Annotated in this window: 9 protein-coding genes and 1 tRNA gene; 4 read left to right on the plus strand and 6 right to left on the minus strand. The window is 71.4% G+C overall.

Annotation, left to right across the window (positions count from 1 at the left end; all coding sequences use genetic code 11):
• Window positions 1-74: 74 nt before the first annotated feature.
• From nrfD to selD, 4 genes are read right to left on the minus strand one after another with little or no spacing between them, the layout of a single operon-like run.
• Complete coding sequence (nrfD, locus tag AC5Y2S_RS02920) at window positions 75-1,160, minus strand: NrfD/PsrC family molybdoenzyme membrane anchor subunit (protein ID WP_499953669.1); 1,086 nt, start codon at window positions 1,158-1,160, stop codon at window positions 75-77.
• A complete protein-coding gene (locus AC5Y2S_RS02925) occupies window positions 1,157-2,119 on the minus strand; it encodes a 4Fe-4S dicluster domain-containing protein (RefSeq protein ID WP_499953671.1) in 963 nt (320 codons plus the stop codon). The genes nrfD and AC5Y2S_RS02925 overlap by 4 nt, the downstream gene beginning before the upstream one ends.
• Window positions 2,094-5,399: a formate dehydrogenase gene (fdh, locus tag AC5Y2S_RS02930; protein WP_499954347.1), complete on the minus strand. Its 3,306-nt coding sequence runs from the start codon at window positions 5,397-5,399 to the stop codon at window positions 2,094-2,096. Before fdh ends, AC5Y2S_RS02925 begins: the two co-directional genes overlap by 26 nt.
• A 57-nt stretch (window positions 5,400-5,456) precedes the next feature.
• Entirely contained in the window at window positions 5,457-6,449 is a 993-nt protein-coding gene (gene selD / locus AC5Y2S_RS02935) for a selenide, water dikinase SelD (protein WP_499953672.1), read from the minus strand.
• A gap of 99 nt (window positions 6,450-6,548) precedes the next feature.
• Between selD and AC5Y2S_RS02940 the strand changes: the two genes are divergently transcribed.
• The 4 genes from AC5Y2S_RS02940 to AC5Y2S_RS02955 all read left to right on the plus strand — a co-directional run bounded on the left by AC5Y2S_RS02940 (window position 6,549) and on the right by AC5Y2S_RS02955 (window position 10,886).
• The gene (locus AC5Y2S_RS02940; protein WP_499953673.1) at window positions 6,549-7,733 is read left to right on the plus strand and encodes an RNA-guided endonuclease InsQ/TnpB family protein; all 1,185 of its coding nucleotides are present in this window, start codon (window positions 6,549-6,551) and stop codon (window positions 7,731-7,733) included.
• A 68-nt stretch (window positions 7,734-7,801) separates the two neighbouring features.
• Window positions 7,802-7,896, plus strand: a tRNA-Sec gene (locus AC5Y2S_RS02945).
• Between the two features lie 18 nt (window positions 7,897-7,914).
• Window positions 7,915-9,204 (plus strand): L-seryl-tRNA(Sec) selenium transferase, encoded by a 1,290-nt coding sequence (selA, locus tag AC5Y2S_RS02950; protein ID WP_499953674.1) that lies wholly within the window; start codon window positions 7,915-7,917, stop codon window positions 9,202-9,204.
• The gene (locus AC5Y2S_RS02955; protein WP_499953676.1) at window positions 9,192-10,886 is read left to right on the plus strand and encodes a SelB domain-containing protein; all 1,695 of its coding nucleotides are present in this window, start codon (window positions 9,192-9,194) and stop codon (window positions 10,884-10,886) included. The genes selA and AC5Y2S_RS02955 overlap by 13 nt, the downstream gene beginning before the upstream one ends.
• Window positions 10,887-10,898: 12 nt before the next feature.
• On the opposite strand, the gene AC5Y2S_RS02960 is transcribed toward AC5Y2S_RS02955, so the two are convergent.
• Both AC5Y2S_RS02960 and AC5Y2S_RS02965 read right to left on the minus strand, forming a co-directional pair.
• The gene (locus AC5Y2S_RS02960) at window positions 10,899-13,079 is read right to left on the minus strand and encodes an FUSC family protein (RefSeq protein WP_499953677.1); all 2,181 of its coding nucleotides are present in this window, start codon (window positions 13,077-13,079) and stop codon (window positions 10,899-10,901) included.
• Between the two features lie 97 nt (window positions 13,080-13,176).
• The gene (locus tag AC5Y2S_RS02965; RefSeq protein WP_499953678.1) at window positions 13,177-13,641 is read right to left on the minus strand and encodes a GatB/YqeY domain-containing protein; all 465 of its coding nucleotides are present in this window, start codon (window positions 13,639-13,641) and stop codon (window positions 13,177-13,179) included.
• Window positions 13,642-13,768: the final 127 nt, after the last annotated feature.

The raw sequence follows: 13,768 nt of genomic DNA on the forward strand, positions 1-13,768 counted from the left end.
GTCGGGGGCGTAACGCCAGGGCGAAAAATCGGACTGAAAATCGCCCTCTCGTTACGCCCGCGGACCGTGAACGGCTAGTCCGCGGTGGTGATGGAGTCCCCGGTGACTCCGGCCGCCCGGCGCACCGCCAGCCTGCGCTTCTGCGGCTCGATCGTGTAGCGGGGATCGCGGGTCGACTCCAGCCCCGCCTCGAAGAAACCGAACCGCAGCATGGCCGACGCCGTCAGCAGCGCCACCCCGGACAGGGCGGCGACGCCGCGGTTCCGCCCGCCGAGCAACGCGCCCAAACCGCCTGCGGCGGCGAGCCATTCGCTGCCCGCCAGCAACCGGCCGGGCCTGCCGTGGTGCAGCGGTTCCCTGGTCACCGGGTCCATCCGGTGTTCGGTGAACCTGGCGGAGACCAGATCGCTCACCGCGCCGATGACGGCCAGCCTGCGGGCGGGCCCGGCCTCGGCGACCGGGGTGGTGATCATCGCCAATCCCGATGCGGCCAGGCTCGCCGAACTGGCGAACACGAACGGCAGGTCCCGATAGGCGGCGTTCCACGTCGGGGTGGCGGTGTCGCTGAGCAGCACCGCGGTGTAGACGGCAAGCGGCGGCGCGAGGACCGCGGCTTCCAGCCCGGCCGGTCCCTCGACGGCGCGCAGGACGGGCCGCAACGGGCCCAGCGGGATTCGCGCGCCTGTCATCCGGTCGATCTCGGAGACCGCGGCGACGCCGATCCCGGCGCTGAAGAGGCTCAGAATCCACGACCCGACGCTCATCGGCGAAGTCAGCTTGATCGTGCGCAGCATGTTGACGAACCGCTCGGGCCGGCCGAGGTCCTTCACCAGCGCGACCGCGCCCAGCATCACCGCGATCAGGGCGGACAGCCTGGTATTGCGGCGCAACTTGGCCCGACCGGTGAGCTGGGCGCCGGCCGCCAGCAGGCCCGACCCACCGGCGACGCCGCCCAGGAACAGGTATGCCGCCACTTCGTGTCCCCAGGGCGCGGGCTTGACCACCGGACGCCCGTAGTAGGAGCCGAACTCCGCTTCGGGGACCATCGGCATCTCGCGCGAGCCGTCGGCACCGCCCTTGCGCCCCTTGCCTTTCCCGTTGCGACGCCGGCCGCCGGTTGGCTCGGGCGGGCGCACGCTGTCGAATTCCGAGGTGGTCACTTGGTCCTCCAGAACGCCAGCACCGCGGCGCCGAACATGCCGGCCGCGGCCAGGCCGGCCCGTTTGAACATCTGCGGCAGGTCGGCTGTGCACACCCGCGGGTCGGGCGGCAGGCCGTAGACCTCCGGCTCGTCGAGCAACAAGAAGATCGAACCGGTGCCGCCCACCCCGTCGTGCTCATTGGCGCCGTAGAGGCGGGCCTCCGTCAGCCCCTGTGCGTGCAGCGCGGCGACCCGCTCCCGCGCCTTGACCACCAGGTCGTCGTGGTCGCCGAACTTGATCGACGTCGTCGGGCAGGTCTGGGCGCACGCCGGTGTCTGGTCCTCGACGAGGCGGTCGTAGCACAGCGTGCACTTCTGGGCCACCCCGGTGACGGGCTGCTCGCCCGGGGAGCCCGGTCGCTGCGCCGGCGTCGTGTACGTGCCGTCGCTGCGACGCTCGACCACGCCGAACGGGCACCCGGCGACGCAGGTTCCGCAGCCGTTGCAGACGTCGTCCTGCACGACGACGGTGCCGAACTCGGTGCGGAACAACGCGCCCGTCGGGCAGACGTCCAGGCACCCGGCATGCGTGCAGTGCTTGCACACGTCCGACGACATCAGCCAGCGGAACTCCGGGGTGTCCGGCGGGGTGGTGTCCGGGGGCGCGGGGGCGGCGGGCATGCCCAAATCGATTAGGGCGCGGCCGGATTCGCGCGCCTCCTCGATGCGGTCGCGGCCCTGCTCGACGAACGCCACGTGCCGCCACGTGCTGGCGCCCAACGCGCCGGTGTTGTCGTAGGACGAGCCCAGCAACGCCAGCTCACCATCCTGCGGGTTGCGGTTCCATTCCTTGCACGCCACCTCGCAGGCCTTGCACCCGATGCAGATCGAGGTGTCGGTGAAAAATCCCTTGCGCGGCTTGCGATCCGCCCATCCCGCGTCGCTGGCCGGGTCAGTCGGTCCGCTCAGCTGGCCCATCGGCTCCCCCTTCCCAGACGCCGTCGCTGACGGCCACATTGCCGGTCTCGGCGGTGGCGCCCGAGCGAGACTGGTATTCGGCGATCAGGCGCAGCAGTTCCTCGCCCTGGGGCCGGCGGCCGGGTTGGATGTCGCACGACCCGGCCTTCGATTCCTGGATCTGCACGTTGGGATCCAGTGTCACGCCGAGCAGGTCGTTGGCCGCGTCCCCGCTGACCACGGCGTCGCTGCCGACGCCCCAGTGGTACGGCAACCCGATCTGGTGCACCGTGTGTCCGCCGATGACCAGCGGGGCCATCCGCTCGGTGACCAGCACCCGGGCCTCGATCGCCGCGCGCGGCGAGACGATCGTGGCCCACCCGTACGGCTCGAGGCCGCGCTCGGCCGCCAGCTCCGGGGACACCTCGCAGAACATCTCCGGCTGCAGCTCCGACAGGTAGGGCAGCCACCGGCTCATGCCGCCCGCGGTGTGGTGCTCGGTGAGCCGGTAGGTGGTGAACACGTACGGGTACACGTCGGCCCCGGGTTCCCCGGCGCTGGGCGCGCTCAGATTGTCCTTGCGCGGGAACGTGATTCGCGCCGGGTTTCGCTGCTGGGGGTACAGCGCGTTGGCGACCGGCGACTCCTGCGGTTCGTAGTGCGTGGGCAGCGGCCCGTCCAGCACGCCCTTCGGCGCGAACAGCCAGCCCTTGCCGTCGGCCTGCATGATGAACGGGTCGTCGCCGGCCAGCGCGTCGGGGCCGCCGACGTCGGGGTCGGGCCGGGCGCCCGGCGCCCGGTCGGCGACGAAGTCGGGCACGTCATATCCAACCCATCGACCCATCCGCTCGTCCCACCAGACGTATCGCTTGCGCTCGCTCCACGGCCTGCCGTCCGGGTCGGCGGACGCGCGGTTGTAGAGGATCCGCCGGTCCGCGGGCCACGCCCAGCCCCACTCCGATTGGCTGGGCGACTCACCGCCGTGCGGCACCCGGCGCGCGGCCTGGTTGGTGGCGTTCGCGTACACCCCGGTGTAGATCCAGCAGCCGGCCGCGGTCGACCCGTCGGCGCGCAACTCGGTGTACGACGACAGGGGATCACCTGAGCCGACGTGATATCCGTTGATTTCGGCCAGCACCGCCTCGCCGTCGGGGTCGCCGTGCTCGTCGGTCGGGTAGTCCCACGTCAGGTCCAGCAGCGGCCGGTCCCGCTCGTCGGTCGAGCCGGCCAGGCGCTGCCTGATGCGCTTGCCCAGCTCGTAGAAGAAGGCCAATTCGCTTTGGCAGTCGCCGGGCGGCTCGACCGCCTTGTGGCGCCACTGCAGCAGTCGCTGCGTCTGCGTGAAAGACCCCGCCTTCTCCACGTGCGTCGCCGCGGGCAGGAAGAACACCTCGGTCTCGATGTCCTCGGTTTTCAGCTCGCCGGAGGCGATTTCGGGGCCGTCCTTCCACCAGGTGGCCGACTCGATCAGGTTGAGGTCGCGGACCACCAGCCACTTGAGGTGGGACATGCCCATGCGCTGCATCCTGCCGTGCGCCGAACCGACGGCCGGATTCTGGCCCAGCAGGAAGTAGCCCTCCACCTCGTCGGCCAGCATCGCGGTGACGGTCTGGTAGGTGCCGTGCGGGCCGGTCAGGCGCGGCAGGTAGTCGTAGGCCCAGTCGTTGTCCGCGCGGGCCGCGTCGCCCCACCACGCCTTGAGCAGGCTGATCGCGTAGGTGTCGGCGTTGGCCCAAAAGCCTTTCTGCCGTTTGGATCCCACCACGTCGAGGTAGGCCCGGAAGGTGTCGTGCGTCCCCGCCTTGGGCATCGGCAGGTATCCCGGCAACAGGTTGAACAGCGTGGGAATGTCGGTGGAGCCCTGGATGCTGGCGTGACCCCGCAACGCCATGATGCCGCTGCCCGGCCGGCCCACGTTGCCCATCAGCAGCTGCAAAATGGTTGCGGTACGGATGAATTGGGCCCCGAGGGTGTGCTGTGTCCACCCGACGGCGTATGCGAAGCAGGTGGTGCGCTCGCGCCCGGAGTTCTCGACGATGGAGCGCGCGAGGTAGTCGAAATCCTCGGCGCCGATGCCGCAGACGTCCCTGACCATCTCCGGGGTGTAGCGCGCGTAGTGCCGCTTGAGAATCTGGAACACCGTCCGCGGATGCGCCAGGGTTTCGTCACGCTTCACCCGCGCGTGCGCGAGCGGTGGACCGCCGCTGCCGTGCTCGTCGCCCGCCGCGCTTTCCGAGGCGGTGGCGCCGTGCGGGTGGCCGCCGCCCGCGGACTCGACCTGACCATTACCTGGTTCGTCGTACGCCCACGTCGACGTGTCGTACTGCCCGGTCTCGGGATCGAAACCGGAGAACAGGCCGCCGAGATCCTCGGTGTCCCGGAAGTTTTCGTTGATCAGCGTGGCCGCGTTGGTGTACGCGAGGACGTAGTCCCTGAACCACAGGTCGTTGGCGAGCACGTGGTTGATCAGCGCGCCGAGCAGGACCACATCCGAGCCGGCCCGGATCGGGATGTGCCGGTCCGACACCGCCGAGGTGCGGGTGAAGCGCGGGTCGACGTGGATCACGCGGGCGCCCCGGGCCCTGGCCTCCTCCACCCACTGGAACCCGACCGGATGGCACTCGGCCATGTTCGATCCCTGGATGATGATGCAATCGGCGTTGGCCATGTCTTGCAGTGATTGGGTGGCGCCGCCGCGCCCGAAGGAGGTCCCCAGACCGGGAACCGTTGAGCTGTGTCAAATGCGAGCTTGGTTCTCGATCTGGATCGCGCCGGCGGCCGTGAAGAGCTTCTTGATGAGATAGTTCTCTTCGTTGTCCAGCGTTGCGCCACCCAACGAGGCGATGCCCATGGTGCGGCGCAGCAACTGCCCCTTCTTGTCGATGTCCTGCCAGGTGTGGCGGCGGGACTCCAGGAAGCGGTCGGCGATCATGTCGATCGCGGTGTTCAGTTCGAGCGGCTGCCATTCGGTGGCTCGCGGCGCGCGGTACAGCACCTTCAGTTGCCGGCCGGGCGAATTGACGAGCTGCTCGCTGGCGGAGCCCTTGGGGCACAGCCGCCCTCGCGAGATCGGCGAGTCGGGGTCGCCCTCGATCTGGACCACCCGCTCGTCCTTGACGTACACCCGCTGCCCGCAGCCGACGGCGCAGTACGGGCACACGCTCTGCACCACCCGGTCGGCGGTGGCGGTGCGCGGGGCGATGGCGCGGGTGTGCTTGGAGGTCACCGCCGACCCGCGACCGAGCTTGTCCCCCGAACGCAGCTGACGCACGACGGGCCACTCCAGGAAAAGCTTGCGCATCGTCTTTTTTGGGGCCATGCCCCTAAGCCTAGTGCGCGCGGCCGAAACCCCGCCCGCTCAGCGGACCACGATCGTGTGCTCGCCGCGGGGCACCAGCTCCCCGATGACCGGTGCGCCGGGAATCTCGCCGGCGATCAGCAAACCGCCCGAGGTTTGCGCGTCGGCGAGCAGCAGGGCCTCTTCCTCGCCGACCGCGGACAGGTCGACGTGCGGCGCCACCCAGTCGAGGTTTCGCCGCGTGCCGCCGCTGACGTACCCGGCCGCCAGCGCCTCCCGCGCGCCATCCAGGTAGGGCACCGCCGCCGCGTCGATCACCGCGGTGACGCCGCTGGCCCGCGCCATCTTGTGCAGATGCCCCAGTAGGCCGAAACCTGTTACGTCCGTTGCGCATTCGACGCCCGCCGCCAGCGCCGCGGCGGCCGCATCGGCGTTGAGCGTGGTCATCGCGTCGATCGCCTGCTCGAAGCGCTCGCCAGTGGCCTTGTGCCGGCTGTTCAGCACGCCGATGCCCAGCGGCTTGGTCAGCGACAGCGGCCTGCCGGGTTTGCCGGAGTCGTTGCGCAGCAACCGGTTCGGGTCCGCGATCCCGGTGACGGCCAGCCCGTATTTGGGTTCCGGGTCGTCGACACTGTGTCCGCCGGCGAGGTGGCAGCCGGCGAGGCCGCACACGTCCATGCCGCCGCGCAGCGTCTCGGCCGCCAGCTCGAACGGCAGCAGGTCGCGGGGCCAGCCCAGCAGGTTCACCGCGACCACCGGGCGCCCGCCCATCGCGTACACGTCGGACAGCGCGTTGGTGGCCGCGATGCGGCCCCAGTCGTAGGCGTCGTCGACCACCGGGGTGAAGAAGTCCGTCGTCGCGATCAGCGCCGTGCCGTTCTCGAGACGCACCGCGGCCGCGTCGTCGCCGTGCTCCAGCCCGACCAGCAATTCGCCGAGCGGGTCGCGCGGGGCGGCCGACCCGAGTCCCCGCACGACGTCCTCGAGTTCGCCGGGCGGGATCTTGCACGCGCAGCCGCCGCCGTGGGCGTACTGGGTCAGTCGATAGCTCATCAGTTTGGCGGCGGGGAACCCCCCGGCTTCAGCCGTGGCATCGAGACGCCGCGTCCCTCCTTTCGACAGGTTGTCGGTAGTGCTCCCTAGGTTATTGATGTGTGCAGGTTTCGGTTGCTTCCCAGCTCTGAGCAGGCGGCAGCGTTGGCCGAGCATTGTCGTCATGCCCGGTTTGTCTGGAATCTTGCTGTGGAGCAGCAGCAGCACTGGCAGCGAGGCCGCCGAGCACCCGACTATAACGAGCAGTGTGCCCAGTTGACAGCAGCGCGCGCCGAATACGAGTGGCTGGCCGCCGGATCGCAAACCGTGCAGCAGCAGGCGTTGCGCGACTTCGCCCAAGCGATGCGCAACTTCTTCGCCGGCACTCACCGGCGTCCCACGTGGCGTAAGGCCGGTACGCATGAAGGATTCCGGCAGGTCGGACTCAAATTGAGCCATATCGAGCGGTTGAGCCGCCGTTACGGGCAGGTGTGGGTACCGAAGATTGGGTGGGTGCGATTCCGGTGGACCCGCGCCATTCCCGCCTCGGTGAAGTCGTACCGGGTCACGCTGGATCGATCAGGGCGCTGGCACATCGCTTTTGCCGCCATCCCCGAACCTGTCCCGGGGCCGAACGACGGCAGCATCGTTGGTGTGGATCGCGGGGTGGCGGTATCGGTTGCGCTGTCGAGCGGAGAGCTGCTGCGCGTTCCCGACCTTCGTGTGGGCGAGGCCAAGCGGCTTCGGCGATTGCAACAACGTCTGGCCCGGGCGCAGCGCGGATCGAATCGCCGGGCGCGAACCAAGCGCGCGATTGCGCGGTTGCGGGCCCGCGACGCCGATCGCCGTCGTGACTGGGTGGAAAAGACCACCACCGAGTTGGCGCGCCGCTTTGACACCATCCGAGTCGAGGGTTTGAACGTGCGGGCGATGACCCGCTCGGCACGCGGCACCCGAGACTGTCCAGGCACCCATGTGGCGCAGAAACGGGGCCTCAACCACGAGATCAGCCGCCAAGGGTGGGGGCTACTGGTGGCCCGGCTCAAGCACAAGGCCTCGGGGCGCCTCGAATTCGTCCCGGCAGCGTATACGTCGCAACGATGCTCCCACTGCGGGCACGTCGCCCCGGAAAACCGCAAGAGCCAAGCGGTCTTCCAGTGCGTCGCCTGCGATGCGGGACCGTGCAACGCTGACGTCAACGCCGCACGCAACATCGCCGCCGGACGGGCGGTGACAGCACGGGGAGACCTCGGCACCAGCCAGTCTGCGAACCGTGAACCTCAACTCTGTTCTCCTGCCACCTAGGTGCAACCGGGTTGGAATCCACCGGCTCAAGCCCGGGGGAGGATGTCAAAATTGTCGGCATGGTCCGAGGAGGCGTGTCCGGTCTGGTGACCGGCGCGGTCTTCAAAACCGTCGAACGGCAGACGCTGCCGCTGGCGGGTTCGATTCCCGTCCGCCTCCGCCATACTCCTTCGGACCTGACATGAGCGACGCACGCCGGCGGGTGCCGGGCACCGACGTCCTGCTCGCCGATCCGCGCCTGGTCGAAGCGCAGCAGGTGCTGGGCCGCGCACTGGTGAAGTCGGTGATCGTCGAGGCCCAACGGCGGGCCCGCGCCGGGGAGATCGAGCCCGAGCGCGTCGCCGAGCACGCGGTCGCCGCGCTGCCCGCCACCGCGTCGAGCCTGCGGCCCGTCGTCAACGCCACCGGGGTCGTCGTGCACACCAACCTGGGCCGGGCGCCGCTGTCGCGGGCCGCGGTGGACGCGGTGGTCGCCGCGGCCGGCACGACGGACGTCGAGTTCGACCTGGCGACGGGCCGGCGCGCGCGCCGCGGCCGGGGGGCGCTGGCCGCGCTGGCCGCGGCGGTGCCCACCGCGGGCGGCGTGCACGTGGTCAACAACAACGCCGCCGCGCTGCTGCTCACCGCCCTGACGCTGGCCCCCGGCAAGGAAATCGTGCTCAGCCGCGGCGAGCTGGTCGAAATCGGCGACGGGTTCCGCATCCCCGAGCTGCTGGCGTCCACCGGTTCGCGGCTGCGCGAGGTCGGCACCACCAACCGCACCAGCCTGCGCGACTACGCCGACGCGATCGGGCCCGACACCGGTTTCGTGCTCAAGGTGCACCCGTCCAACTTCCACGTCACCGGGTTCACGTCGGCCGTCGACGTCGCGGAGCTGGCGAATCTCGGCGTGCCGCTGGTGGTCGACATCGGCTCCGGGCTGCTGGCGCCGCACCCGCTGCTGCCCGACGAGCCCGACGCCACGTCGATGCTGCGCGACGGCGCCAGCCTGGTAACCGCGAGCGGCGACAAACTGCTCGGCGGTCCGCAGGCCGGCCTGCTGTTCGGCGACGGCGAGCTCATCGAGCGGCTGCGCCGCCACCCCGCCGCGCGCGCCCTGCGCGTGGACAAGCTCACCCTCGCCGCGCTGGAGGCGACGCTGACCGGCCCGCCGCCGCCGGTGGCCCAGGCGCTGGGCGCCGACGTGGCGCGGCTGCGGGCCCGCGCGGCATCCCTCGCCGCCCAGCTGCCCGACCACATCGGAGCAATGGCGGTCGACTGCGTCGCCGCGGTCGGCGGCGGGGGTGCGCCGGGCGTCGAGTTGCCCAGCGCCGCGGTGAGCCTGCCCGAGTCCTACGCCGCCGCGCTGCGCGCCGGCAGCCCGCCGGTCGTCGGCCGCCTGGAATCCGGCCGCTGCCTGCTCGACCTGCGCACGGTGGCGCCCGAGGACGACGGGCTGCTGGCGGCGGCGGTGCGGGCGTGTTCGTCGTAGCCACCGCCGGCCATGTCGACCACGGCAAGTCGACCCTGCTGCACCGGCTCACCGGCATGTGGCCCGACCGGCTCGCCGAGGAGCGGCGCCGGGGCCTGACCATCGACCTCGGCTTCGCGTGGACCGAGATTGGCGGCCGTCAAGTCGCGTTCGTCGACGTGCCCGGCCACGAACGGTTCGTCGCGAACATGCTCGCGGGCGTCGGCCCGGTACCGGCCGTCTTGTTCGTCGTCGCCGCCACCGAGGGCTGGATGCCGCAGTCCGAGGAGCACCTGTCGGCGCTCGACGCCCTCGGGGTCCGGCACGGGCTGCTGGTCATCAGCAAGGCCGACCTCGCCGATCCCGGCCCGGCCATCGAGCGGGCGCGCGAACGCTTCGCCGCCACCTCGCTCGGCGACGTGCCCGTCGCGGTCGCCACCGACCTCGAGCGGGTGCGCGCGGGGCTGGCGGCGCTGATCGACCGGCTGCCGCCGCCGGACCTCGACGCCGACGTGCGGCTTTGGGTCGACCGGTCGTTCACCGTCCGCGGCGCCGGCACGGTGGTGACCGGAACGCTGGCGGCCGGCACCATCCGGGTAGGCGACGAGTTGGAACACGCCGGCCGGCGCGTCACGGTTCGCGGGCTGCAATCGCTGGGCCGCGAGGAGACCGCGGTCGGCGGGGTGGCGCGCGTCGCGCTGAACCTGCGCGGCGTGGACCGCCACGACATCGGCCGCGGGGACACCGTTCGCACGCCGGGCGTGTGGCTGGACACCGCGGAGATCGACGTCGGGCTGCGCTCGGCCGGCGCGCTGCACCGCCAGCTGGTGCTGCACGTCGGGTCGGCCGCCGTGCCGGTCCAGGTGCGCCAGCTGGGGACCGCCGCGGCGCGGCTGCGCCTGGCGGGGCCGCTGCCGCTGCGCGTCGGAGACGTCGGGCTGCTGCGCGATCCCGGTGAGCACCGGATCGCGGCGGGCATCGAGGTGCTCGACGTCCGGCCGCCCGGGCTGCGCCGTCGGGGCGCTGCGCGGGACCGCGCCGCCGAGCTGGCGACCGGCCGGGCCCGTCCCCCCGACTGCGCGCGGGCGGGCGAACTGCGCGCCATGGGCCTGCCGGCGCGAGGGCAGCGCGTGGGCGACTGGGTGGTGGACCCGCAGTGGTGGGCGGAGCGGCGCGACCGCGCGACCGCGGCGGTGCGGCAGTGGGCGGACGACCACGAAGTCGCGGCGGGCATGCCGCTCGAGACGCTGCGGCAACGCGCCGGGCTGCCCGCCGCGGAACTGCTGCCGCCGCTGCTCGCCGGGACCGGCCTCGAGGTGTCCGACGGGCTGGTCCGCCCGCCGGGAGCGGGCCTGCCGGCCCGCGTTGACAAGGCGGTGCGCGCGATCGAGGAATGGCTGGCCGCCGAGCCTTTCCGCGCGCCGGAGGCCGACGAACTGGCCGACCTCAAGCTCGGCCCCCGTGAACTGGCCGCCGCCGTGCGCGCCGGGCGCCTGACCCGGATCGCCGACGGCGTGGTGCTGGGTCCCGACGCGTTCGACCGGGCGGCCGGCGTCCTGGCCAAGCTGCCGCAGCCGTTCACCGTCAGCGAGGCCCGCCGCGCGCTGGGCACCACCCGCCGGGTCGCCGTGCCATTGCTCGAGCGGCTCGACGACCGGCGCGTCACCAGACGGGCAAGCGACGGCACCCGGACGATGGCCTGATCCGGCCGCGAATCACTTGACGGCGGAAGTCGTTGCGGAAGAGCTACTTTCGTATTCGATAGCCGAAACCAGCTCGAGTTGGGCGAGGTTGGCCGCCACCGTGACGAGCGGCTGCGCGGCGTCGGCCGCCTCGTCCTGCCCGCCCGCTTCCGCGCGCAGCGCCCGTACGAATTCCGCGGCCATCTGACGGCCCGTCGCGGTGTCGCGCCCGGAGATCTGGTTGGCGGCGAACTCCAGGTGGGCGTCCAGCAACGCCCGGGTGGACGGGTAGGCCCCGGCCGGCGGCAGCGTCCTGATGTCGGCGATGATGTCCGCCGTCAGCCGCACCCAGGTGGCCCGGTTCGCCGCCCTCACCACCGGGCTGCGCAGGTTGGCCCCGTTGCCGGTCTCCGAAAGGTAGTGGCGCACAGCGTCATCGACCTTCCGGCTACCCACCACCGCATCCTGGCTCAGGGCGGCGAGGTAGGCGTCGTCGGCCTCGTCGGGCCCCTCCGGGCGGGTGTGGGTGACGCGCAGCACGGCGGCCTGGAGATAGCGCACGTTCACGTCGCGCGCGGCGTCGATCAGGGCGGACACCGCGGCCGTCGCCCCCCTGGGCCACAGCAACAGCGACACTCCCATGCCCACCGCCGCGCCCACCGCGACGTCTTCGACGCGAACCAGCCCGATGCGCCAGCCGGTGGGGATCGTCAGGCCGAGGATGACCAGCAGGTTCAGCGCGCCCATCGCCTGCGCGGCGGTCAGGGAAACGAAACGCGGCAGGTAGGTCGCGCCGAACACCGTCGCCGGCATCAGCAGCCACAGCACCACCGGTTCGGCGCCGACGGCGGCGAGCAACAATCCGCCCACGATGATGCCCAAAGCCGTGCCCACCACGGCCTGCACGACCCTGGTTCGGGTGCACAGCGCGCTGCTGCTGAGCACCAACATCGTTCCCAGCACGACCCAGAAGCCACGGTCGAGCAGGTGCAGATGGGTGACGGCGACGGCCAGCGCCAACCCGACGCCCATGCGCAGTCCGTTGTGCGCCGCCACGGAACGGGTGGTCAGAAACGAGGTGACAATCGCCGTGCCGGCGACGGTTTCCGGCGACAGCCGGTCGGCGAAGCCGGTGGGCGGCAATTGCAGGCCGAGCGCCCGCGCCCACACCGGTCGGGCATCGGCCGTCGCGGCGGCGGCGATGACCCGGCCGGTCAGGCTGACGGTCGCCGCGACCACCCGGCAGGTCAGCAGCCGTTCGCCGATCCCGGCCGCCGCCGCGTCGTCCGGGGCGTCCAGAATCAGCACCACGTCGTCGCGATAGGCGCCCCGCGCGTGCGAGCGCAATTCGGGTAGCGCCCGGTCGAGCGCGGCACGAGTGGCGACGAGTTGGCCCGACTGCGAGACGTCGAGCAGGCGGGCGCAGCAGCGTAGGACGTCGACGGCCGTCGGCTGCACCGACCCCAGCGTCGACCCCGCGTCGTCGTTGACGAGGTGGACCGCCAGTTCGAGAAAGTCGACGAGGCGCACCAGCGCGCGGCTTCCCGCGCTCAGGCCGACCGGCCGGAAGTTGGCGGCCATGAAATTGGTCCGCAGCGCGTCCATCGCCTCGGACACCTCCGCGGCCGAGCCGACACCCTCGATCCGATCGGCCAGCGTCGCACACACTTTCGCGGCCCGGCGACGCAGTTCGCCGTATTGCCGCGGGGGAAGGAGAAACAGGGCCGCCGGCACACACAGCGCCAGCGCGATCACCCAGCCCAGCAGCCGCTCGTGGATCGGGCCGCCCGGCGTGCAGACCGGCCAGATGTAGAACAACAGGGTCGCGCGCTGGCCGGCCGACATCGTCGCGCTGAGCATGCCGGCCAGAACCACCGCCACACCGAGCAAAAACATCAGCGTCACCGCCAGCCAGGCCACGGGTGCCACCAGCGTGCCGACGGTGATCAGGAGGAAACCGTTGACGGCCAAACCGAGGTAGGCCACCGCGCGCTGCGGGCGGTTGCCCGGAAATTCGGTGACCACCAGCAGCCAGAAGGCACCGAGCAACGCATAGAGCGGCACCACCTTGCCGCCCACGACGACGAAGGCGAACCCGGCCGTGAACGGCACCATGATCGCCGCGCGCACGGCGCGGCGCAGCGCGTCGCGCTCCGGATCCTTGGTGCGCAGCACCTCAAAGGCGCGCCGGACCGGCGAGATCCGGGTCAGCATGACTGGATGATAGGGCCGTTGCCCGGCGGCGGTCGCGCCGAAACGGTGGGCGCCCCGCTCGGTCGCCCGATCCCCGAGTGGCACAGGCCGATTCGGCCTACAGGCGCTCCCTCACCGCGGTCGACAACCGCGCGCCGTCGGCCTTGCCGGCCGCGATCGCGGTGGCCGCCTTCATCACCATCCCCATCTGCTTGGGGCCCGGCCGCTCGCCGATCTCCTCGGCGACCTGGGCGATCGCGGTATCGGCGACGTCGGCCAGCTCGGCCTCGGTGAGCGGCGTGGGCAGGTACTCGTCGATGATCCGCGCCTCGGCGTGCTCGTTGGCGGCGAGTTCGCCGCGACCGTTCTGGGTGTAGATTTCGGCCGCCTCGGCGCGCTTGCGCGATTCGCGGGCCAGCACTTTGATGACGTCGTCGTCGGTGAGCTCGCGCGCCTGCTTGCCGGACACCTCCTCGGTCTGGATCGCGGCCAGCAGCATGCGCAGGGTCGCGGTTCGCAACTTGTCCTGGGCCTTCATCGCCTGGGTGAGGTCGGTCCGCAGCCGGGATTTCAGTTCCGCCATGGCCCAGACGCTACGCGCCGTGGCGCCGGTCAAGATTGAGAAATGCCCGGACCGCCGACAGGATGGAGCCCATGACGAATGACGGGCCCGGCCGCAAACCCGGTTATGCAGGCCTGAACGGCCTTGA

This window comes from Mycobacterium sp. NGS69 (assembly GCF_059812165.1).